Source organism: Pseudomonas sp. (assembly GCF_048265905.1).
Lineage (GTDB): Bacteria > Pseudomonadota > Gammaproteobacteria > Pseudomonadales > Pseudomonadaceae > Aquipseudomonas.
In genome coordinates this window covers 17662-39974 of record NZ_JBLXAP010000020.1, presented here as the reverse complement: position 1 = coordinate 39974, position 22313 = coordinate 17662, and the positions used below count along the sequence as shown (strand labels likewise).

Here is a 22313-nt window from a genome sequence, read left to right as displayed (position 1 = left end):
CTGGCATGGCTTATTTCGATAATGACGGCTGCCAACTGCACTACGAAGTATACGGCCACGGCAAGCCGCTGGTTTTGGTCCATGGCTTGGGTTCCAGCACCCTCGACTGGGAATATCAGATACCTGAGTTGGCTGCGCATTATCGAGTCATCGCCCTAGATGTTCGCGGTCATGGCCGCTCGGACAAACCCCATGAGCGCTATAACATGGCGACCTTTGCCGATGATGTTGCCTCGCTTATTGAACACTGTCAGCTTGGCCCGGTACATTTGGTCGGTATCTCAATGGGCGGCATGATCGGTTTTCAGCTAGCAGTAGATCGCCCAGAACTGCTCGCCAGCCTGACCATTATCAACAGTGGCCCGGAAGTCAAAGCCAAGTCAGCCAACGACTATTTGCAAATCGCCAAACGTTGGAGCTTGTCGCGCTTGCTCAGCCTTGAAACCATTGGCAAGGCATTGGGCAAGCTCCTGTTTCCGAAACCTGAACAAGCTGATCTGCGTGCCAAAATTGAACAACGCTGGCCGCAGAATGATAAACGCGCGTACCTGTCCAGCCTTGATGCAATTATTGGCTGGGGTGTACGCGAACGAATTTCACGGATCACCTGTCCTACGCTGGTGATTAGTGGCGATCGCGACTACACCACCGTCGCGCAAAAACAGGCTTACGTCGACCAGTTAAGCAATGCCCGTTTAGTGGTGATCGAAGACTCGCGCCATGCAACACCAATGGATCAACCGCAACGTTTCAACAGCTGCCTGCTTGAATTTCTCAATGAAGTCGAAACGGCCGTCACTCCCTCATAGGACCCCAAACAATGCTTAAGAAAATAATTCTCGCAGCCTGCACCCTCGTCTTTGCTTCCACGCTGTGGGCAGCCACAAATCCTAAGGTTTTGATCAGCACCACCCTGGGTGATATTGAAGTCGAGCTTAATGCAGACAAAGCACCGATCAGCGTTAAAAATTTCCTCGGCTACGTCGACAGCGGTTTTTATAAAGACACCCAATTTCACCGGGTGATTCCCGGCTTCATGGTTCAAGGCGGAGGCTTTGACGCTGACATGAAGCAAAAGCAAACTGGCGCGCCAATTCGCAATGAAGCTGACAACGGTTTGCACAACGTGCGCGGCACGCTGGCGATGGCCCGCACTCAAGTACGCGATTCAGCAACCAGCCAATTCTTCATCAACCACAAAGACAACGCATTTCTCGACAACGGCAGCCGCGACTTCGGCTATGCCGTATTTGGTAAAGTCATCAAAGGCATGAACGTGGTCGATAAGATCGCCCAAGTACCAACAGGCAACAGTGCAGGCATGCAAAATGTACCGCGTGAGCCGGTGATGATTTTGGACATTAAACGCCTATAACATCCGCTGTAAGGTTTTGGCGGACGGCAAAGCGTCGTCCGCCTTGCTCTGCTCAGAAAGCCTCGAATCAGAGCAGCATAAGCGCTAAGCTGGTCAGCCAGCTTCCGGCAGGACGCCACTTATGTTTCGCCGCTTTGAATCTCTGATCGACGTCTTCAAACCAGCTCCCAATCAAGCGCCACCCGAAGATGTACTGCGTTTCTATCTGCATTATCTAAAGCAAGCCTGGCCACTGCTCTGCGCCTTGCTGGTCGTGGGTTTCTTTGCCGCGGTGATTGAAGTCGCGCTATTCAGCTTTCTCGGCCAGTTGATCGACATGGCTCAGCAAACACCCAGCAGCGAGTTCTTTGCCAACTACAGCCAGCAACTGCTGTGGATGCTGGTCGTGGTCATGCTCATCCGCCCGCTTGTGTTCGGTCTCCACGACTTACTGGTTAACCAGGCCATATCGCCAAGCCTGACCAACCTGATCCGCTGGCAAAACCACCGTTATGTGCTCAAACAGAGTCTGAATTTCTTCAACAATGATTTCGCCGGACGCATTGCCCAGCGTGTCATGCAAACAGGTCCATCTTTAAGCCAATCAGCCATACAAGTGGTTGATGCGCTTTGGCATGTAATCGTCTATGCCGGCAGCGCCATCTACCTCTTTGCCGAGGCCGATGTGTGCCTGATCGCCCCGCTGCTGATCTGGGTTGTGACTTACAGCCTGCTGCTCAAATACTTTGTGCCACGTATCAAGCAGCGTTCTGCTGCAGTGTCCTCAGCTCGTTCCAAACTCATGGGCCGAGTCGTCGATGGCTACAGCAATATCAGCACCTTGAAGCTGTTTGCCCACACCCAGGAAGAAGAAGCCTATGCTGGCAGCGCCATGCAGCACCTGCTGGATAAAGCGCGGACCCAGACCCGAACCGTCACCGCCCTGGATGTCAGTGTTACCTGCATTAACGGCTTATTGATTGGCTCAACAGGGGCGCTGGCTCTGTGGCTCTGGAGCCAGGACCTGATCACCAGTGGCGCCATTGCCTTGTCCTTGGGCTTGGTCATCCGTATCAACAACATGGCTGAATGGATCATGTGGGTAGTCAACGGTATCTTTGAAAACATCGGCACCGTACAAGATGGCATCCGCTCGATTGTCCAGCCGGTGCAAGTGATTGATCAGCCCGATGCAGCGCCGCTGACGGTCAGTAATGGCGCAGTGAGTTTTGAGGATATCCACTTCCACTACGGCAAAGCCAGCGGCGTTATTGGCGGTCTCAGTCTGACGGTTAAAGCGGGTGAAAAAATTGGCTTGGTTGGCCCTTCCGGCGCAGGCAAGTCGACCTTGGTCAGCGTACTGCTGCGTCTGTATAACCTGCAAAGCGGGCGCATTCTAATTGATGGGCAAAACATTGCCGAAGTCAGCCAGGAAAGCCTGCGGGCGCAGATTGGCGTGGTCACTCAAGACACTGCCCTGCTGCACCGCTCAATTCGTGACAACCTGCGTTATGGCAAACCCGACGCCACTGATGCGGAATTAAATGAGGCCGTGCGCAAAGCTCGCGCAGATAGCTTTATCAACCTGCTCGACGATGGCCAGGGCGGTTTTGGTTTCGATGCTCAAGTCGGCGAGCGCGGCGTCAAGCTTTCTGGCGGTCAACGCCAACGCATTGCAATTGCCCGGGTGCTGCTCAAGGATGCGCCAATCCTGGTGCTCGACGAGGCAACCTCAGCGCTTGACTCTGAAGTAGAAGTGGCTATCCAAGAAAGCCTCGACAGCTTGATGCAAGGTAAAACCGTCATTGCCATTGCGCACCGGCTCTCAACCATTGCTCGGATGGATCGTTTGGTGGTGATTGATCAAGGCCAGATAGTCGAGACGGGCACACACGCCGAGCTGATTGCACGCGGCGGCCTGTATGCACGACTCTGGCAGCATCAGACGGGTGGTTTTGTCGGCGTTGAATAACCAGCGGCGCTCTTCGGATGGCACAGGGCAAAACGTCTTCACCAAATCTCGCCATAAAGCGCACTTCTTCGAGAAAATGGCAGACGAAAAGAGCCTCGTCCAGCCTACGACTTATAGATAGCTTGCTTCGTAATCCAATATTGAATAATCTCTGTAACAAGGTGTGACAATTGGTCACTATAGACCACACACCCTTAGCTTGAGCCTTCGGGCTTTGCTCATGCTTTTGAAACTGAGGCTTCTGGAGCAATCCATCCAGACCCACTCGATGACAATTGCGAGTTTCAGTTGATGCGTTACTTCCAGTATTGAGGAAAGACCATTATGAAAATTGCGTCAGTCGTAGCAGCGTTCATCACCAGCCTTGCACCTTCCGCGTTTGCTCAGGACATCGATCGCGAGCCGGGCTCCGGGATTCCTGCGGTGAAATACCAATACGGTATGGAAGTCGATATCAGCAAAGTGTTACACCGTACCGACAACTCCAAGAAAGTCGGTGTGGTGCCGGTCAATGTTGTCTATGAAGACAGCAAAGGCGAGATCCACAAGATCCAATTCCTTGAGTGGGGCAACGGCCCACACAACGTCTAAACAGACCGTCCAGGCCCTAAGCCCTGACTCAAGGGCTTAGGTTCAACCTTCAGTTTGCCGATAAGGCAACAAGCTCCGCGCCTCCTGCGCATAGCGACTGACGCCCTCACGCTCCTCATCAAGAAACCGCGCAACAGCATCGCGCAGGCCCGGATGGTTTAGGTAATGCCAAGACCGGGTAATAACCGGCTCAAAACCACGGATCAGCTTATGCTCTCCCTGTGCTCCCGCATCAAAATGCTGTAGACCATTGGCAATTGCGTAGTCCATACCCTGATAAAAACAGGTCTCAAAGTGCAGTCGATCATACTCGGCTAAACAGCCCCAATAACGCCCATAGAAACTATCGCCACCAATCAAGCTAAACGCCATCGCCACCGGCTGCGTGCCTTGTTTAGCGATAACAACCCGAATCGCCTGAGGCATTTTTTCAGCCAGTAAACTGAAGAAAATGCGGGTTAAATACGGTGGCCTGCCGCGAATATGATAAGTGTTGGCGTAGCAGAGGTAGACGAAATCCCACTCAGCCTCACTCAGCTGATGACCCTCGCGCCATTCAAATTCAATACCCTGCCTAGCCACTTGCTCACGTTCTTTGCGTATCTGTTTGCGCTTGCGCGAATTCAGCGCATCGAGAAAATCCTGAAAGTCGCGATACTCGCGGTTACGCCAATGATACTGACAGCCAAGACGCTCCAACCAGCCTTCGCGCCCGCGCATCTGCGCGTCGGCAGCCGCATCGGTGAAGTTGATGTGCAGGCTCGATAACCCCTGGCTGTCCAGTGCTTGAGTCAGGTTATCTAGCACCTGGCTGATTACCTGTGGCTCGCCCAATAAGCGCGGCCCGGTGACCGGTGAAAACGGAATACCCGCAAGTAGCTTCGGGTAGTAGTCAATCCCTGCTCGCTCGCAAGCATCAGCCCAACCGTGATCAAACACGTACTCGCCGAACGAGTGCGTTTTCAAGTAGGCGGGAAGAGCGGCGCTGAGCTTGCCATTGGCCTCGAACACAAGCTGATGAGCAGGCGTCCAGCCGGTGCGCGGGCCTACGCTGCCACTTAACTCAAGCGCAGAGAGAAATCCATGCTTGAGAAACGGGTTGTCCGCTGCAACCAATCGGTCCCAGTCAGTTGGATCAAGTTCAGGAAGCGAAATAGAGGTCTTTGTCTGCATCTGTGCAGTCTGGCCTTTCGCGCTGACGAAAAAAAGCCCCGCGTTAAGCGAGGCTAAACAAAGGAGTTACATTCGTACTCATTCACCAACTGGCAAACGGTTTAAGGGTTATCCCGCCCCAGCACCCAAGCCGTCAGCCCGGCTGGTTTTAGAATACGTATTGCAGGCGCATTACGAAGGCATCGCCATCATCATCGCCGTTAGCGTTGGTGATGTTGTCTGTGGTCGTCATGACGTAGTTAGCAGCAACTTTAACTGCGTCATTGGCGTACCAGTTAACGCCGATGGTGTTGATGTCGGCTTCAGTGTCGCCAACCGCACGAGTTGGAGAGGCTACAACAACGTTGTCATCCTCAACTGTGATGTGGTCGTAACGGTAAAAAACTTCCCAAGCGCCGATCTGCTTGTTCTCAGGCTTGATGATGTCGAACTTGGCGCCATCGAGCTTATAGCCACGGGATTCACCGGTCAGGGTGTAAGCCAGTTGGCCGTAGTAGCCTTCAGATTTAACGTCTTCAATGGTGCTGCGGGCAGATTTCATTGTACGGGCCAGGTACTCAGCTTGAGCTGAGAAAGGGCCTGCTGCCCAAGCGAATTCGGCACCCCATACAGAATCATCATCAAAGTCGCCAGACGCGGCATCAAAACCACCGAAGGTCGCACGGTTGCCATTATCACCCGCCGAGTTGCCACCGTTAGTGGAAACACCACGCATGGTCAAACGAGGACGAATACGGCCATCAACAGCGGCGTCTGAAAGATCGCGATAAGCGTAGTTCACGCCCATATGCAGCACGTTGCCAGCCTCAGCCATTGGCGCGAACACACCGCGCAGGTTGAACTGCTTAACGCTGTCACCGTCATCGTCGTTAACGTCCTTGGAGGAAACGCTGCCCGACATGTAAGCCATATCACCCATTACAGCGCTGGCTTGAGCACCCAGGCCGTTTTCGTGACCGTTTATCCAGTCAGCCACTTCATAAGCGGCGTTACGCTCGATAGCAGTAATCGACTTGGAACTGGTGGCTTTTTCCAGACCGAAATCCGGGTCAAAGCGACCAAAGCGCAGTTTTACCGGATCGAAACCCGTGTAGGAGATAGAGGCCTCATCAAAATAGCCATCATCAGAGCTACCGGCATTGTGTGCGAAGTCGTAGCTGATTGCGTATTTCCAATCTTTATAAGCAACACCGCTTATTTCGAGGAAAGCACGGCGGAAGTAGGCTGCGTCTGCAGTATTACCATTTTTGGTAAAGAAGCCATCGAAGCGGCTGTAGTCGGCTTGAAGACGGCCGCCCAATTTGAAACTGAATTCCTTGTCAGTTGTCGCTACTTCAAGACCGCCCTTGGTCTTAACTACAATATCAGCACCATCCGTGGTCACTGTGCCTGCGAATGCTTGAGCTGAAATGGCAAGAGCCAGCGTGCTGGCTGCGACGCCCGCGAAATGCATACGGATCATCGAAAATTCCCCTTTGGACAAATTGTCTAAAAACACCCGAGCGGTGGTGCTCGTTCGTGCTGGGGAAATCTTGGCGCTGGCAGATGTCAGCCAAATTGCTGATATATAAATATTTGATGACAGCGGAACTTTTTAAACCAATAAAGAATATGCATTTGGCGCTGATTTAACAGGCCAAGTAACCACATGATTTTAAAGGTTATTTTGAATCGAGAAAACCAGGCTCACCGTCCAAACCAATTATTGGTTTGAACGGTGAGCCTGTGCTAGTTTTTGCGCAAGGCCATCAAGCTCATCGCCCTGCTCTTGTTGCATCTTTCGATAGACCGCTTGGCTTACTTTCATCTGCTTGATGAAACGCCTGCAATTAACGCAAAGTGTCAAATGCAGGCGCACTTCGAGCCCCTTATTCAAGCTCAAGCGTTTATCGAGATAATCACTGGAATTTTCGACTAATTCCTTGCAACTCAGCATTGACCTGTTTCCTCAAAATGCTCCAGGGTGGCGAACATCTTTAGGCGTGCCCGGTGCAACAACACCCGCACATTGGAGAGCGAGATGTCTAAAAGATTACAAATTTCTTCAAGCTCCAACCCTTGACGCTCCCTCAATACCAAAACACTGCTCTGCAAGGTCGACAGGCTGCCTAGCGTTTTTTCCAGACACTCACGCAGCTCATCCTGTAAGAGCAAAGCTTCTGGGGTGTCTTGATGCCATTCATGTGGCGCAAGCAGCCAGTGACCATCATCGGCAAAGCGATCATCACCAACAGTCCCGTGGGGGCCTGGCAGATCGTCCATCAGCACTTCACGACGGTTATGTTTAAGTCGAGTCTTCGCGGTATTAGCCGTAATAGTAAGCAGCCAGGTTTTCAAGCTAGAGCGACCTTGAAACCCCTTTAAACCGTTTACTACTGCGAGCCAAGCATCCTGTACTACTTCATCAGAATTTCGGCTCCCGACAATAGCTAATGCTACTGCACGCATTGAACCTTGATAGGTCGCGACCAACTCCCTGTAAGCACTCTCATCCCCGCTTAAAAGCCGGGAGAGCAACGCACTATCTTCTGAATAATCCATTAATGTTTTCGCAAAATTACACTACCAATTGAATAACCAGCTCCAAATGAGCTAAGCACACCTAAGGAGCCACCTGCCAGGTCGTCTTGGTGTTTGTGCAACGCAATCACCGATCCAGCCGAACTGGTATTTGCATACTCATCAAGAATTACTGGTGCTTCGCTCGGCTCGGCATCCCGCCCAAGCAGTTTGCGAGCAATCAGTAGATTCATGTTGAGGTTAGCTTGATGCAACCAAAACCGCTTAACGTCAGAGACGTTAAGATTGTTTTCCTTCAGGTGAGCGGCAATCAACTCCGCTACCATCGGGCAAACATCCTTGAAGACCTTACGGCCCTCTTGCACGAACAATTTGTCGCGTGCGCCAATACCCTCTTCAGCAGCTCGATTAAGGAAGCCGAAGTTATTACGGATATTGTTGGAAAACTGAGTGAGCAGCTTGGTGCTGACAATATCGAACTGATACTTCGAGGTTGCTTGGTCAGCGCGCTCAATAACGACCGCAGTGGCTGCATCACCAAAAATGAAGTGGCTGTCGCGGTCACGAAAATTCAAGTGACCGGTGCAGATTTCCGGGTTGACCATCAGCACTGCGCGCGCTTGACCCAACTGGACACTGTTGGCGGCGGCCTGGATCCCAAAAGTAGCGGAGGAGCAGGCAACGTTCATGTCGTAGCCAAAGCCTTGAATACCGAGTGCAGCTTGAACTTCAACAGCAACCGCAGGATAGGCACGCTGCAGGTTTGAACAGGCAACAATAACCCCATCTATATCCGCAGCGGTTTTACCGGCGCGCTCTAAGGCTTCTTTAGCGGCACCAACAGCCATTTCGCAGAGTATCCCCCACTCATCATTGCTGCGTTCAGGAATGCGTGGTGCCATGCGCTGCGGATCAAGGATGCCTTCCTTGTTCATCACAAAACGGCTTTTGATGCCAGATGCTTTTTCAATGAATGCGCTGTTCGACTCGGTTAAAGCCTCAACTTCACCACGAGCAATGGCTTGTGCGTTTTCAGCATTGAATAGCTGAACGTAGCTATTGAAGGACTGGACCAATTCGTCGTTGGAAATGCTATTCACGGGGGTATAGAGGCCCGTTCCACTAATTACGACGTTATGTACGGTCATTGCTGTATGTCCTCAGCCGCATGTTGCGGTCAATTTTTGGCTGACTTGCAGCCATAGGCTACAAGTGTCAATTCGGGGCGCACTCGGAGCAATTCGCTTGGCAGTGCTGCCCAATAATAAAAGCACGGATTTTGCCACAGCTGATTGAGTTCGTCCTCAGAACCGGCAACTCTTCGACTGACGGAAAACATGAATTAACCCAGCAATTGTGCGGATATTATGCATTTATCGATGAAAATGTCATTCATTTGCCACTATCTAACGGGCGAGCGGCTTCAACCTCACCCAGTGGTATCGCAAAAGTCAGCCACTTTCGCGTATCGTTTGGCGTCTTAGACACTCATTCGTGTGTACTTACTGCAAAATTTGGAGTGGCAGAATGACCTCCGAGAGCATTTATTCTACATCCGCTAGAATCGGCTCCATCAGCATCTGCGGTCAGGCGTTGACCCATTCTCGACAAAAGGACCTTGTATGAATCTATCTCTACTCAGCCGCTACGCATTTTTTGCTTTCTGCGTCCTGTTCACACTGATCAATCTACTGTTTGTCGAGCATGAGTGGGTGTGGCCGCTAATCCTGATAGGCGCAACACTGAGCATTATCGGTGTAGTCGACTTAGTGCAAAAACCTCAGGCGGTTCGTCGCAACTACCCGATTCTCGGCAACATTCGCTACCTGGTTGAAGGGATTCGCCCCGAAATCCGTCAATATCTACTCGAGGCCGATGGCGACAAACTACCGTTCTCGCGCTCACAACGCACGTTGGTTTATGCCCGCGCCAAGAATCAAGGTGGCGATAAACCATTTGGCACCTTGATCGATGTTTATCAGGACGGTTTCGAGTTTATCGGCCACTCGATGTGCCCCGCTCCGGTCAGCGACCCTAAGAACTTCAGAGTCACGATAGGTGGTCCGCTGTGCACCCAACCTTATTCGGCCTCGGTATTTAACATCTCGGCGATGAGCTTCGGCTCGTTAAGTGGCAATGCAATTCAAGCCTTAAACAAAGGCGCCATGCTCGGCGGCTTTGCACATGATACCGGCGAAGGCAGCATCAGCCCTTATCACCGTCAACATGGCGGCGATCTGATTTGGGAACTGGGCAGTGGTTACTTTGGTTGCCGCACACCTGAGGGCAAGTTTGACCCTGAACGCTTTGCTGAACAGGCTAAATCTGAGCAGGTAAAAATGATTGAGATCAAGCTCAGTCAGGGTGCCAAGCCAGGTCACGGCGGGATTTTGCCAAAACATAAAATCTCAGAAGAAATCGCTCAAACTCGTGGTATTCCGATGGGCGTTGACTGCGTGTCACCATCAAGCCACAACGAGTTCTCAACCCCTATCGGACTGCTTCAGTTCATTGCCAGGCTTCGCGAGCTGTCGGGCGGGAAACCCGTTGGCTTCAAGTTGTGCTTGGGGCATCCATGGGAGTTTATGGGCATCGCCAAGGCCATGCACGAAACAGGCATCCTTCCGGACTTTATTGTGATTGACGGTAAAGAAGGCGGAACCGGCGCAGCGCCAGTGGAATTTACCGACCATATTGGTGCGCCGATGCGTGAAGGCTTGCTGTTTGTCCACAACACACTGGTCGGCCTTAATCTGCGCGACAAAATCAAGTTGGGTGCGAGTGGCAAAATTGTCAGCGCTTTCGATATCGCCTGCGTCCTGGCCATTGGCGCGGACTGGGCAAACTCGGCACGAGGGTTTATGTTTGCAATCGGCTGCATTCAGAGTCAGTCATGCCACACCAACAAATGCCCGACAGGGGTCGCAACCCAAGACCCGCTGCGTCAGCGCGCATTGGTGGTTGGAGACAAGGCTCAGCGCGTGCACAGTTTCCATCGCAACACGTTGCATGCACTGGCTGAAATGCTGGCTGCGGCGGGCCTCGTACACCCAAGCCAGTTAGATGCCAAGCATCTTGTGCGACGCATCTCCGCCACCGAGATCAAGCTGTTTTCTCAGCAACACGTGTTTCTAAAACCCGGCGAATTGTTGAGCGGAAAAATCGAAGGTGAGTTTTATGAACGCATGTGGGCCATGGCGCAGAGCAACAGCTTCGAAGCCAAGGTCATGTAAGGGCACAGCACGGACGCAAACTGAATCTGCGCAGGGCAATTCAAGTTCAGGCCCAAACTGAATCCAGCAAACTCAAAGAAAAAATGGACAACATTGATGGCGCTCCACACTTGGTTGCTTTATCTGATTGCCATCACCGGCTTATCACTGACGCCCGGACCTAACGGCTTGTTGGCGATGACTCATGGTGCTCTTTATGGGCATCGACGCGCACTGTGGACTGTAACGGGCGGCGTGATCGGCTTTACCCTGCTGATGGCGCTATCGATGTTCGGTATTGACAGCTTGCTAAAAGCATCAGCCAATGCTCTGACAGTGCTGAAATGGCTGGGCGGTGCTTATTTGATCTGGCTGGGTATTCAACTCTGGCGTGCACCACCGCCCAACTTGGGCAGGCTCGACGATGCTCAGTCGAAACCTGCTTCATCAATGTTCAGTCAGGGCTTGTTCGCAGCACTCTCCAACCCAAAAGTGATTTTGTTCTTTGGCGCATTCCTGCCACAGTTTCTCGATCCGAGCGGCAGTATCTGGCTGCAATTTGCAGTCATGGCGCTGACGTTTGTAGTCGTTGAAGGTGTTGTCGAATACCTCCTCGCACGCATGGCACAACGCATCCGCCCGTGGTTGCAGCGCAGTGGTAAAGGGTTTAATCGAAGTTGCGCAGTCCTGTTTATAGCCATCGGCAGCGCCTTACCCTTGTCACGATGAAACCAGCAGAGTCATCACCGGGCCCCATCAACAGCAAACAACGCTCAGTCAATGATCTTGCCACCGCGCTGGGCGTTGTAGTCAGCCTGTTGCTGTTCCCCGGCGAGGCAAGGGCCGAATCTCCAGCCCTGTCATTTTCAATATCCAGCAGTCTGAGTATGCCGCTGATTGGGTTTGACAATGGCGTGGCGAACACTGGCGTTCTGTATGAGCTGGAAACACGACTGGCTAAATACCTTAACCGCAAAATGCGACTCGTTAGCTTGCCCCGTCCGAGAATTTATAAATTGCTGGATCGCGGCAAAATTGACGTGCACTGCTACGCCAGCAAAGACTGGATAGCCAACAACACTCAATATGCCTGGAGCGTGCCGATTATGGTACAGCGTGATTTCCTTATCACACGTGCCAGCAATGCCAGGATTAAAGCACCGCCCCATGGCGCTTTGGTAGGAACGGTTAATGGCTATATCTATACAAGCCTGGCCAGTAGTTTTGCCACGGGCCAACTGGTACGTGACGACGCCCGCACCCAAGAGCAGGTCATCAATAAGCTGGAAATGCGGCGCTATGATTACGCAATTACCAATGAAATCAGTTTCAACTGGTACAAGAGAATCAACGATGCCAGAGATCAATTCCAAAAACTGCAGATGATCCAGCAATCCGAGATCCGCTGCATGGTGCGCAAAGGCCCTGAGGTTCCAACACAGGAAATACTCTCGGCAATCAAAACAATGATGACCAACGGTGAGATTGGGGAAATCATTGCCCAGTACCGTTGACTGCAAAAGTACTGATCTAGAGAGGCTTACGACTTACGCTCAGCGTTAAATCAGTCGATAATGCTCGCCCCAAGCCAAGCCGTCTGTGGAACTCCGTTGTGCCCCACTCAAACCCGCAATCCTCTGCCCCACTGACCACACGCGCCATCATATTAATTGAACTGGCGTTAGCCCTCGGCGGCTTTGCGATTGGTACCGGCGAGTTCTCGATCATGGGTTTGATGCCCAATGTGGCCCAGGATCTGGCCATTACCGAACCTCAAGTGGGCAATGTCATCAGTACTTACGCACTGGGCGTTGTGGTTGGCGCTCCGATCCTGGCTATTCTGGGCTCACGCTTGCTACGTAAACATTTGCTGCTGCTGTTGATGGGCGTATTCGCGGTTGGCAACTTTGCCAGCGCCCTCGCCCCTGACTATCACACGTTGATGATCTACCGCTTCTTTGCAGGTATGCCGCACGGCGCTTATTTTGGTGTCGCCATGCTGGTCGCGGCCTCAATGGCTCCACCGCACAAACGTGCGAAAGCTGTCAGTAGAGTACTGATGGGCTTAACCATCGCGATATTGGTCGGCAACCCGATTGCCACCTGGCTAGGCCAGTTGCTGAGTTGGCGCTATGCATTTGCTTTAGTCGGCTTGATCGCATTATTGACCGTAATAATGGTTGCGATATTCATGCCGCTGGATAAACAGCAGCCGCGTAGCAATCCATTGTCTGAAATGCGTGCATTTAACCGTCCGCAAGTGTGGCTGGCACTCGCGATCAGCTCGGTTGGCTTTGCGGGGATGTTTTGCGTATTCAGCTACATGGCGCCGACGTTGCTCGAAGTGACACAACTCAGTGCCAGTTGGATTCCTTTCGCACTGGTAGCGTTTGGCCTTGGCGGAATCCTCGGCAACCTTGCCGGAGGCTGGCTGTTCGACAAGCTGCAATTCAAGGCCGTAGCCTGGTTGCTGCTCTGGAGCGCAGCCATACTGATGATATTCCCGCTGGCTGCTCACTCGACCTGGACGGTCTTCCCGGCAATATTTGCCGTTGGCACCATGGTTGCGCTGTCACCCGCTTTGCAAACCCATTTAATGGATGTAGCGCATGGCGCCCAGACACTTGCCGCAGCGTCAAATCATGCAGCCTTCAATATCGCCAACGCGCTTGGGCCATGGCTTGGCGGCCTGGCCATCAGTGCAGGCTTTGGCTGGACATCGACCGGTTACATTGGCGCAGCCACTGCGCTGGCTGGCTTGTTGGTATTTTTCTGGGCGTGGAACGTCGGCAAACACGAAGAACAGGCCAACCCGTAATCGCCGGCATTTACTGAATGGGCAAGCGAAACGAAGCGCGGCTAGCCCTTTGTCAGGATAAGCCTAAGTGATCACCCAGGCTTTTAAGCTTCTCGAATCAAACTGTTGAGGCCAGCAACGCGTTCACTGATTTGCGTTTCCAGCTGCTCGATCTGCGCTTGGTGCTGCTGTTGCATTTCGAGTTGCTGGGCACAAAGCTTGAGCGCGGTCAGCACCAACAACTTCTCACCGACCAATGTCGGTGAGGCTTGCTTGGTTTCAGCCAAGAGCTTTTTGAGCATCAATGCAGAAGCGCTCAGTGCCTCGCTCTTGCCTTCGGGGGCTTTGATGCTGTAGTCACGACCCAGGATGCTGATGACCGAGACGTTCTCTGTGGATGCGCTCATTGATTCAATGCTGCCTCAGATGTTTGACCTGCGCTGGCCAGTTCAACCAGAGCTTGAATACGTGCCGCTGTCTGGCCCTGTAACTCTTCCTGCTCAAGTGCGCTTAATTGCAACGTTTCGTTTTCATCTTTCAACGTTTGCAGCTCTTGTGCCAGTGATTCGTTACGTTCCAGCAAGGATCTGTTGTCCTGCAAAAGAGTGCCGACAAGTTGCTCCAACTGCTTCAAATTGCTTTCTAACATAATGATTACTCAGGTCTTTTGCGCGGGGCCGCGACAATAAAGAAAATTTCATGAAGAAGCCAGACACCTGCGCCCCTTTAATACAGATGCCCTGCCCAATCTGGCATGGAGTTTTAACCAAGAGTCGCTACGACCCTCTCACCCCGGCCTGAGTTCCAAGGGTGAGAGACTGCAACGTAATATTATTCAGGGGTCTCGGCACGAATATCAAAACCACTGCTGGATTCACTGACGATACGGAAGTGCTCGTCCTGCCCTTTGGTCACAGTTACCGCCACTTCTCGATTGAGACGGCCGTTGTTGCACAGGCTCTCCCCTTCTTCATCAATCGCAATTCCGACAATATGCCGCCCTGGCGCCACTGAGAACGTTGCGGTCTCGCCAATACCAATACGGGCGGCGAGCTTGCGATCAAGCTTGAAGGCGACATAACAACCGCCGCCAATAAAGCCCATGTCTCGATTAATAATGATGTTGCCTGAGTCCTGCTCAGCCCGCTGATATTCAAACATGCGGTCTTCAGGTATCTGGGTAATTTGATCGGGATGGGTTTTGTACGATGAACAACCCGTCAACACAAGCATCGGTAGCACGGCATACATCAATCGCATTGGAGCCCTCCATGGGCGGCTGATTAGTCTTGTTGTTGAGCACCGGTTCAGTATTGGCGCTCGCGTGTAAACGCTCAAGCTGGCAAAGGCTCTCAAGCAAACTAAAGTATGCCAGCGCATTTGCACAGTCAGATACAGCGAACGCAGCAATCAACTGCTGGCTGATTTATCGCTGGCAGGTAGATACGTCAATAAATCCTGGGCATCAAGCTGATCATCATGCAGAAACCGCTGGGCATACTGCTGGCATGCCCCTGAACGAACAAAAATACTAAAGAGTTCGCAGTCCAAATGCCCACTTTCACACATCCCCCGCATAATGTGCAGTGCTTGTGAGAGTGTTTTACTTGGCTTGTAAGGGCGATCGCGAGCGGTGAGCGCTTCAAACACATCGGCAATTGCCATCATCCGCGCTTGCGGGCTTAGCTGCTCACCGATCAGCCCACAGGGATAACCTTGTCCATCCATGCGCTCGTGGTGACCACCGGCGATTTCCGGCACCTGTTGCAAGGCATTGGGAAAAGGCAATGCATTGAGCATCTTGATGGTTTGAATCACGTGCTCATTAATTTTATAGCGTTCTTCTTCGGTCAAGGTGCCGCGCCTGATGGATAGATTTTTCAGCTCGCCGCGATCATATAAGAACTCTGGAATGGCCATATTGAAACCATACTCATTGTCCTTATCAAAGGTTTCATCGGACGGACGCAAAATCTGCTGCTCTGGTCGATCGGCTATCAGGTTCTCCCACACGGGGAGCTCGACGACTGGCTGACATTCCTTACGCTGACGCTCCTCGCCCGAAATACCCAAACGGTCATCCAAGGTGCGCAACCAGCGCCGTTGAGCAATCTGCTGCAGGCGCTGCAACTGTTCATCGCCCATGTATTCCGCACCCGTATTGCAGCGCGCAACAAAGCTGAACTCATCATCAAGCAGGCGCCATTGGGCATCACGCGTGGCCAAGGCCTGAGCGCGGTCGGCACCGTCATTGATTGCTGTCAGATACTCAACCTGGGCATCGCGTTTAAGCACCTCAAAACGCAGGCGAATCTCATGAATGCGGTCGTAGATGGTTTCCAGCTTGGTGGCTTTATCAACCACATATTCCGGCGTAGTGACCTTGCCGCAGTCGTGAAGCCACGATCCTATATGCAATGCATACCAATCATCGTCACTCATGCTGAAGTCGGCGTAGGCACCTTGAGTTTCATCGCACGCGGCTTGAGCCAGTAACTTGGCGGCTTCAGGAACGCGCTCACAATGGCCCGCGGTATAAGGACTCTTGGCGTCGATGGCCGTGGCAACCAGACGTATCAGGGACTCGAATAATGCTTTCTGCTGGCCGATCAATCCGCGTGTTTCAAGGGCCAGGGCCGCAAACTTTGAAAGCACCTGAATGAAGGACACATAGTTTTCATCCAAAGACTTGTCGTTGAACAACACTAATACGCCTAGCACCTCTCCTTCTCGACTCAGCAGCGGTACACTTAAGGTCGCCGTCGCTGGCAGACCAAGCTTTGAACATTTTTTTGCATCGGCAACCTGTTTAACCGGTCGGCGTAATGCAATCGACTCAGTCACGGCAAAAAATTTCTGGGAAGGGTCAACCGCTGATATATCTATGGGTTGATGTTGCCAACGACCGCCAACAAGTTCCAAGGGCCCTTTCGGCACCAGTTGCATATACAGCAATGCACCTTCCGAGTGGCTGGCTTCACAGGTCAGGGTTAACAAGGTGGGCAAGAATTTCTCAAGATCGGGCTCGCCACTAAGGCGCGTGATGATGTCCATGAAATGCGCCATAGTCGTGCTGCTCTGGCTAAGCGCACGGCTCAGTTCGCGAACTTCACTGATAAAGCTGCTGGTGTCGATCGGCTCACTAAAGTTGAAGTTACGAATGCTGCGCGCCTTATGTGTCAGCACGCTTAGCGGTGCAGCGATAAACCCAGACGCCCATGCAGCCAGCGGCACTGCCAGCACTAATATCAACAAGGTTTGCAGCAGTATCTCGTTACGTATCAGCCTGGCAGCATTGAGGAGCTCATCACTCGGCACACTAATTCCGAGAAAAATCGACGCCGTACTCGTTGCTGGCAAACGCAATAGCTCGGTGTGCCAGAGCTGGCCGTCGACCTCAAGACTGCGCAACTCAAAACTACTACCAGCAGAGGATTTGAGCGCCTCAAGCATTGGCCCAAGCATCGCCAACGAAGGGTGCTGTAGTTCCTGCACTTCAGGTGCATCGTGTAAGATTCCGGCAAACACCTGAGGACGATCAGCGGCTAAAATTTGTCCACTTGAGTCGAGCAGGACCAGCTCACTGCTGGGTGTAAGGCGGTAGCGAACCAGCATCTCATCCAATGCATGATGACTGATATCAGCCCCGATGACCAAGCCACCATCCCTCGTATCCAACGCTACGGTTGAGCCGATCTCACCGGTTGTAAAGAACTTGTAGGGTTCTGTTCTGATCAACCCGCCTTGGTTCTTGGCTTCGCGATACCAAGGTCTGTTGCGCGGATCAAAACTTGGCGAAGCCTGCTTGATTGTCTTGCCAATTTGCTTGAGCTGACTGTCCAGATAAAAAAGACGCGCCTGGCCAGAGCCAAACCCCGAGCGCTCAACCCCGTAAACCAAATACTGGGCGATAACTGGTACGGCGGAGTCAACTTCGATAGCACGCCGGGAAACATCGGCAACCAGGAAGTAATTGCCCGCACGGTCACCGACAAAGAACGACCCCGCGCCCTTTGCCGAACGTAATTCTTCTATCATTTCCGGCACTGCTTTTTGCCATTCCTCGAAACGGCCTTTACGCAGGTGGGCGCTGAGCGCCAAACGCCTCACGCCTGCATGCACGGGCGTGAGCAAATTATCGAAATCAGTGGTTGCCTGCAGAGCAGAGTTTTGCGCAGAAACTAGCGCCTTACTGTAAATAAAGGCCGATGCACGGTTGTATGCGCCGAGGGCAATAAACGAGCCGACAATTGTCACCAGCAAAACGATAGCAACCACAATTAAAACGCGAAGCGTTACTGTCCGGCCGCCTTTCATGATTATTCCTTAATCGCTAACCGCAACACCTAACCCACTCTTCGGCGGTGCCTATGGCTGCGCTGAACATTGCCAGCGCACGGTGATTTAACCCACGGCCCACACCCACGCATCTTATTGAAATCACGCCCTATCATTTGCAGAAAGCCTATTTGAAAGGTAGCAAGCCAAGTCAGTGACAGATGCAGAAAACTATAGCTAGCTTCTCGCAAAAAGCTCACAAACCAGCCCTGTCAGCTAGCGTCTAAAACTGTTTGCCAGGTTACGCCTGCTCTCTTATGCCTCGGTTTGCGACCATTGCTTGCTCAGGCGCTTATCTGACACCGGCATTTTGGTGCCCAGTTGCTGAGCAAAAAGCGAGACGCGGTACTCTTCAAGCATCCAGCGATACAGCTGCAACTCTGCATCACGCTTGCCTTCTTTGGCATGCTTGGCGTAGCGGGCCTGATACTGTTCCCAATAACCTGCCAACTCGCCGCTCCAGACACGGTCTCGTTGCACCTGGCTGCCAATTTTATCCAGCCGTTGCTCAATCGCCTTGAGGTAGCGAGGCAGCTCTTTGATCCATTGCGCGGGAGTCTCGCGGACAAACCCTGGGTACACCAAATGGCTAAGCTGCTGCTTGATATCGTTGAGAGCGATGGCCTGGGCCAAATCGATTTTGCCTTTGAAACGCTTTTGCAAACCATGCCAGAGCTTGAGAATTTCCAAGGTCAGCCGCGCCAGGCGCTCAGCGTGGTTAAACCAATCGCCACGTTTGGCCTCGGCAAGGGCAGCCAATGCGGCGCCATCACGCGGCAAGGGGTCTTGGCCGTCGAGAATGCAGGAATCGAGACTGGCCAGAAGGATGTCTTCGACCAAACCATCGATGCGGCCCATGTCCCGATACAACAAAGCTAACTCGGTAAGCCCCGGTAGTTTGCTGCGCATGAACTTTGCCGGTTCACTCAACTGCTGCAAGAGCAGACGCTGCAGGGCTCGACGGTGCTGATATTCGGCCTCAGCCTGCGTCGCAAAGCGCCCCTCATTTACCGTGCCCGCCTCCTCAACCAGCGCGGGATAGACCGTCATCGACAGCCCCGCCACCTTATGCTGAGTTTTCTCGGCAACTTCGGCAAAGGCTTTAGCCTCGATTGGCGCTTCGGTTTTGGCCGTTTGTGGTAGCGCCAAGGCTTGCTGGCTGGCTTTGTTGAAGCGCACGGTTAACTCAGCAAGATCACGGCCTTCACCGAGAACCTTGCCGTGGCTATCGACCACTTCGATATTCATCCGCAGGTGATCCTCAACCGCAGCAGCAGATTCTGCCCAGGCTTCATCTGCGACCCGTGTCCCGGTCATGCGCTGCAACTCACGCCCAAGCGCCAGCGGTAAACTGGCCTCGGCGAACGTGATTTTGCTCAATGCCGCGCTGACAAAATCCGGCACCGGCACAAAGTTCTTACGCAAGGCTTTAGGTAAACCGCGCACCAGCGCCATGCATTTTGCTTCAAGCAGGCCCGGCACCAGCCACTCGATACGCTCCGCAGAAAGCTGTGGCAACAAGGGGGCCGGCACCCGCACCGTGACCCCGTCACGCGGGTGATTGGGTTCAAAATGGTAACTGAGCGGTAACTGCAATTCATTTAGATACAAGGTATCCGGGTATTGCGCGGCGGTGACTTCATTGGCGTCACGGGCAAGCACATCTTCTTCGCGCATGATCAGCAATTGCGCGTCCTTGACGCTTTCGCGCTTGTACCAAGACTCAAAACTCGCGGTTTGATAAATATCAGCCGGCAGGCGTGCCGCGTAATAATCAAACAGGGTTTCTTCATCGGCCAGAATGTCGCGGCGCCGAGCCTTGGCTTCCAGCTCATCGAGGCGCTCAAGTAACTGACGATTAGCACTCAGGCAACGCGCCCTGGAGTTGATCTCGCCGCGCACCAACCCTTCACGGATAAACATTTCACGCGCCACCACAGGATCAATCGGCCCGTAATGCACTGGCCGCCTACCGACCACAATCAATCCATAGAGGCTGATCTGCTCGTAGGCAACCACTTGCCCGCGCTTCTTTTCCCAGTGCGGTTCAAGATGGTTCTTCTTGATCAAATGCCCAGCCAGCGGCTCTATCCAGTCAGGTTCGATCTTGGCGACCATACGCGCAAACAGCTTGGTGGTTTCAACCAACTCAGACGCCATGATCCATTGCGGTCGTTTACGCCCGATCACCGTTGAGGGGTGAATCCAGAAGCGCCGCTGACGGGCGCCTAAATAATCGCCATCCTCGGTTTTTTGTCCGATCTGACTTAACAAGCCTGACAAAATGGCTTTGTGCAGTTTCTGGTAATCGACCGACCGGGCCTGCGCCTCATCTTTAGCTTGCTTGCTCTCAAGCTTAGCCCTACCCGTTTTTCCGGCAGCGGTTGAGCTTTCCTGAGGCTTGCCCTTGAGCTGCAAATCGCGGCAAATCAACAGTAACTGACGGTGCGCATCGCGCCACTCACGCATGCGCAGGTAGTTGAGAAAATTCTTGCGACACCAACTGCGCAAAGCGCTTGAACCCAAGGCTTGGCGCTGCTCTTCAAAGCCACGCCAAATATTGATCAGGGCAGCAAAGTCGGAGTCGACATCCTTCCATTGCGCATGGGCTTGATCGGCCGCTTGCTGACGATCCGATGGCCGCTCACGCGGGTCTTGCACCGACAAGTTGCTGGCGATAATCAGCACTTCATCAAGACTGCCCTGCTTCGCCCCTTCAAGCACCATACGCGCCAAGCGTGGATCAACCGGCAGACGCGCCAACTGGCGGCCCAACGCAGTCAGTTGTCCGTCACGACTGACTGCCGAAAGCTCTTGCAGCAAATTGAAACCGTCACTGATGGCCTTGCCATCTGGCGGCTCGATAAAGGGAAATGCACTGATCTCACCCAGGCGCAAATGCAGCATTTGCAAAATGACCGCTGCCAGGTTGGTGCGCAGGATTTCTGGATCAGTAAATTCTGGCCGTGCGATGAAATCTTCTTCGCTGTAAAGGCGAATACAAATACCGGGCTCAACCCGCCCGCAACGACCTTTGCGCTGGTTGGCGCTAGCCTGTGAAACAGCTTCGATCGGCAGGCGCTGAACCTTGGCGCGATAGCTGTAACGGCTGATGCGCGCGGTGCCACTGTCGATCACATAACGAATGCCGGGCACCGTCAGCGAGGTTTCGGCAACGTTGGTCGCCAAAACGATTTTGCGCCCCGGCATTGGTTTGAATATTTTCTGCTGCTCGGCAGGGGTCAAGCGCGCATAGAGCGGCAATATCTCAGTGTGTTTGAGCTGGGCCTTGCGCAGCACTTCCGCAGCATCACGGATCTCACGCTCTCCCGGCAAGAACACCAGCACATCGCCGGGGAGCTTGCCTTCACTGCGTTCAAAGGCGCTGAGTTCATCAATTGTTGCAATGATTGCCTGATCGACCGAAAGGTCATCTTCGACTCGGTTGCCCTCTTCGTCCTGCTCGGCAGCGAGCGGCCGGTACCAGGTTTCCACCGGAAAGGTTCGCCCGGAGACTTCAACCACTGGCGCACCATCAAAGTGCTTGGAGAAACGCTCAAGGTCGATAGTCGCCGAGGTGATAATCAGCTTGAGATCGGGGCGCCGGGACAGCAGGGTTTTCAGGTAACCGAGCAAGAAGTCGATATTAAGGCTGCGCTCGTGCGCCTCGTCGACAATGATGGTGTCGTACTTGTCGAGAAAACGATCGTGCTGGGTTTCCGCCAGCAAGATACCGTCAGTCATTAACTTGATAAGACTGCGCTCGTTGCTCTGATCCTCGAAGCGCACCTGATAACCCACCAGCTCTCCGAGCGGGGTGCCTATTTCTTCCGCAACACGCATGGCAACGCTGCGAGCAGCCAGCCGCCGAGGCTGGGTGTGACCTATCAGACCGTGAATACCACGGCCCAGCTCAAGACAAATTTTCGGTAACTGGGTGGTTTTACCCGATCCGGTTTCACCGGCGATAACCACGACTTGATGTTTAGCGATTGCCGCCTTGATTTCGTCGCGCTTGGCAGCGATTGGCAAGGCATCGTCATAACGCATGGCCGGCACGCTCAAACGCCGCGCTTCAACCTTGGCCGCTGATGCCTGAAAGCGTTGCAACCACTGCTCCAGCTTGGCTTCATCAGATTGTTTACGCAGCTCGTGCAGCTGTCTGCGCAAGCGATGTCGGTCAATAATCAGCGCTTGATCGAGATTTTTCAGCAGGCGTTCAGTGTGATCAGTCATCGGAACCGGAGCAATTCTTTGAGGGGGCATGGAATGGCTTGCAGCCGCTAATTGTCGCAGATTTCCGTAGTTGATGCGTAAACGCCAGCAAACGGCTGGCTGCGACGGAATTTTTACCAG

General features: G+C 53.0%; 18 protein-coding genes. 8 read left to right on the top strand and 10 right to left on the bottom strand.

What is annotated here, in order from left to right; genetic code table 11:
* Window positions 1-5: 5 nt before the first annotated feature.
* The 4 genes from ACN0UH_RS18665 (at window position 6) to ACN0UH_RS18650 (ending at window position 3917) form a co-directional block, all read left to right on the top strand.
* On the top strand, window positions 6-809 hold the full coding sequence (locus ACN0UH_RS18665; RefSeq protein ID WP_417663467.1) for an alpha/beta fold hydrolase: 804 nt from the start codon (window positions 6-8) through the stop codon (window positions 807-809).
* 11 nt (window positions 810-820) lie between these two features.
* Window positions 821-1375 carry a peptidylprolyl isomerase gene (locus ACN0UH_RS18660; protein WP_417663466.1) on the top strand — a complete coding sequence of 185 codons (555 nt, stop codon included), beginning with the start codon at window positions 821-823 and terminating at the stop codon, window positions 1373-1375.
* 121 nt (window positions 1376-1496) lie between these two features.
* Window positions 1497-3326, top strand: a complete 1830-nt coding sequence (locus ACN0UH_RS18655; protein ID WP_417663465.1) for an ABC transporter ATP-binding protein — start codon at window positions 1497-1499, stop codon at window positions 3324-3326.
* A 324-nt stretch (window positions 3327-3650) separates the two neighbouring features.
* Window positions 3651-3917 carry a DUF2790 domain-containing protein gene (locus ACN0UH_RS18650; RefSeq protein ID WP_010490294.1) on the top strand — a complete coding sequence of 89 codons (267 nt, stop codon included), beginning with the start codon at window positions 3651-3653 and terminating at the stop codon, window positions 3915-3917.
* Between the two features lie 42 nt (window positions 3918-3959).
* Here the strand turns inward: ACN0UH_RS18650 and ACN0UH_RS18645 are convergent, their stop codons facing one another.
* The 5 genes from ACN0UH_RS18645 to ACN0UH_RS18625 all read right to left on the bottom strand — a co-directional run bounded on the left by ACN0UH_RS18645 (window position 3960) and on the right by ACN0UH_RS18625 (window position 8758).
* On the bottom strand, window positions 3960-5090 hold the full coding sequence (locus ACN0UH_RS18645; protein WP_417663464.1) for a GNAT family N-acetyltransferase: 1131 nt from the start codon (window positions 5088-5090) through the stop codon (window positions 3960-3962).
* Window positions 5091-5238: 148 nt separating this feature from the next.
* Window positions 5239-6552 carry an OprO/OprP family phosphate-selective porin gene (locus ACN0UH_RS18640; RefSeq protein WP_417663463.1) on the bottom strand — a complete coding sequence of 438 codons (1314 nt, stop codon included), beginning with the start codon at window positions 6550-6552 and terminating at the stop codon, window positions 5239-5241.
* 240 nt (window positions 6553-6792) lie between these two features.
* Window positions 6793-7026 (bottom strand): zf-HC2 domain-containing protein, encoded by a 234-nt coding sequence (locus ACN0UH_RS18635; RefSeq protein ID WP_417663462.1) that lies wholly within the window; start codon window positions 7024-7026, stop codon window positions 6793-6795.
* Window positions 7020-7631, bottom strand: a complete 612-nt coding sequence (locus ACN0UH_RS18630) for an RNA polymerase sigma factor (protein WP_417663461.1) — start codon at window positions 7629-7631, stop codon at window positions 7020-7022. The genes ACN0UH_RS18635 and ACN0UH_RS18630 overlap by 7 nt, the downstream gene beginning before the upstream one ends.
* On the bottom strand, window positions 7631-8758 hold the full coding sequence (locus ACN0UH_RS18625; protein WP_417663460.1) for a beta-ketoacyl-ACP synthase III: 1128 nt from the start codon (window positions 8756-8758) through the stop codon (window positions 7631-7633). Before ACN0UH_RS18625 ends, ACN0UH_RS18630 begins: the two co-directional genes overlap by 1 nt.
* Window positions 8759-9232: 474 nt before the next feature.
* On the opposite strand from ACN0UH_RS18625, the gene ACN0UH_RS18620 reads away from it, so the two are divergent.
* The 4 genes from ACN0UH_RS18620 (at window position 9233) to ACN0UH_RS18605 (ending at window position 13640) form a co-directional block, all read left to right on the top strand.
* Window positions 9233-10843, top strand: a complete 1611-nt coding sequence (locus tag ACN0UH_RS18620) for an FMN-binding glutamate synthase family protein (RefSeq protein ID WP_417663459.1) — start codon at window positions 9233-9235, stop codon at window positions 10841-10843.
* A 96-nt stretch (window positions 10844-10939) separates the two neighbouring features.
* A complete protein-coding gene (locus tag ACN0UH_RS18615) occupies window positions 10940-11551 on the top strand; it encodes a LysE family translocator (protein WP_417663458.1) in 612 nt (203 codons plus the stop codon).
* 89 nt (window positions 11552-11640) lie between these two features.
* Window positions 11641-12336 carry a substrate-binding periplasmic protein gene (locus ACN0UH_RS18610; RefSeq protein WP_417663457.1) on the top strand — a complete coding sequence of 232 codons (696 nt, stop codon included), beginning with the start codon at window positions 11641-11643 and terminating at the stop codon, window positions 12334-12336.
* Window positions 12337-12434: 98 nt separating this feature from the next.
* Window positions 12435-13640, top strand: a complete 1206-nt coding sequence (locus ACN0UH_RS18605; protein WP_417663456.1) for an MFS transporter — start codon at window positions 12435-12437, stop codon at window positions 13638-13640.
* Between the two features lie 83 nt (window positions 13641-13723).
* Here ACN0UH_RS18605 and ACN0UH_RS18600 read toward each other — a convergent pair whose 3' ends face one another.
* From ACN0UH_RS18600 to hrpA, 5 genes are all read right to left on the bottom strand, one after another.
* Entirely contained in the window at window positions 13724-14026 is a 303-nt protein-coding gene (locus tag ACN0UH_RS18600) for a cell division protein ZapA (protein WP_417663455.1), read from the bottom strand.
* The gene (locus ACN0UH_RS18595) at window positions 14023-14268 is read right to left on the bottom strand and encodes a hypothetical protein (RefSeq protein WP_417663454.1); all 246 of its coding nucleotides are present in this window, start codon (window positions 14266-14268) and stop codon (window positions 14023-14025) included. Before ACN0UH_RS18595 ends, ACN0UH_RS18600 begins: the two co-directional genes overlap by 4 nt.
* Before the next feature lie 182 nt (window positions 14269-14450).
* Window positions 14451-14879 (bottom strand): 3-isopropylmalate dehydratase, encoded by a 429-nt coding sequence (locus ACN0UH_RS18590; RefSeq protein WP_417663453.1) that lies wholly within the window; start codon window positions 14877-14879, stop codon window positions 14451-14453.
* Window positions 14880-15029: 150 nt separating this feature from the next.
* Entirely contained in the window at window positions 15030-17936 is a 2907-nt protein-coding gene (locus ACN0UH_RS18585; protein WP_417663452.1) for an HD domain-containing phosphohydrolase, read from the bottom strand.
* Window positions 17937-18212: 276 nt separating this feature from the next.
* A complete protein-coding gene (hrpA, locus tag ACN0UH_RS18580) occupies window positions 18213-22193 on the bottom strand; it encodes an ATP-dependent RNA helicase HrpA (RefSeq protein ID WP_417663475.1) in 3981 nt (1326 codons plus the stop codon).
* Between the last annotated feature and the right edge of the window lie 120 nt (window positions 22194-22313).

Bases quoted from the DNA above. Each gene is read 5' to 3' on its own strand.
- ACN0UH_RS18640 (WP_417663463.1), bottom strand. From the start codon at position 6,552: ATGATCCGTATGCATTTCGCGGGCGTCGCAGCCAGCACGCTGGCTCTT.
- ACN0UH_RS18590 (WP_417663453.1), bottom strand. From the start codon at position 14,879: ATGCGATTGATGTATGCCGTGCTACCGATGCTTGTGTTGACGGGTTGT.
- ACN0UH_RS18635 (WP_417663462.1), bottom strand. From the start codon at position 7,026: ATGCTGAGTTGCAAGGAATTAGTCGAAAATTCCAGTGATTATCTCGAT.
- ACN0UH_RS18665 (WP_417663467.1), top strand. From the start codon at position 6: ATGGCTTATTTCGATAATGACGGCTGCCAACTGCACTACGAAGTATAC.
- ACN0UH_RS18600 (WP_417663455.1), bottom strand. From the start codon at position 14,026: ATGAGCGCATCCACAGAGAACGTCTCGGTCATCAGCATCCTGGGTCGT.
- ACN0UH_RS18585 (WP_417663452.1), bottom strand. From the start codon at position 17,936: ATGAAAGGCGGCCGGACAGTAACGCTTCGCGTTTTAATTGTGGTTGCT.
- ACN0UH_RS18595 (WP_417663454.1), bottom strand. From the start codon at position 14,268: ATGTTAGAAAGCAATTTGAAGCAGTTGGAGCAACTTGTCGGCACTCTT.
- ACN0UH_RS18625 (WP_417663460.1), bottom strand. From the start codon at position 8,758: ATGACCGTACATAACGTCGTAATTAGTGGAACGGGCCTCTATACCCCC.
- ACN0UH_RS18645 (WP_417663464.1), bottom strand. From the start codon at position 5,090: ATGCAGACAAAGACCTCTATTTCGCTTCCTGAACTTGATCCAACTGAC.
- ACN0UH_RS18660 (WP_417663466.1), top strand. From the start codon at position 821: ATGCTTAAGAAAATAATTCTCGCAGCCTGCACCCTCGTCTTTGCTTCC.
- hrpA (WP_417663475.1), bottom strand. From the start codon at position 22,193: ATGACTGATCACACTGAACGCCTGCTGAAAAATCTCGATCAAGCGCTG.
- ACN0UH_RS18630 (WP_417663461.1), bottom strand. From the start codon at position 7,631: ATGGATTATTCAGAAGATAGTGCGTTGCTCTCCCGGCTTTTAAGCGGG.
- ACN0UH_RS18650 (WP_010490294.1), top strand. From the start codon at position 3,651: ATGAAAATTGCGTCAGTCGTAGCAGCGTTCATCACCAGCCTTGCACCT.
- ACN0UH_RS18620 (WP_417663459.1), top strand. From the start codon at position 9,233: ATGAATCTATCTCTACTCAGCCGCTACGCATTTTTTGCTTTCTGCGTC.
- ACN0UH_RS18655 (WP_417663465.1), top strand. From the start codon at position 1,497: ATGTTTCGCCGCTTTGAATCTCTGATCGACGTCTTCAAACCAGCTCCC.
- ACN0UH_RS18615 (WP_417663458.1), top strand. From the start codon at position 10,940: ATGGCGCTCCACACTTGGTTGCTTTATCTGATTGCCATCACCGGCTTA.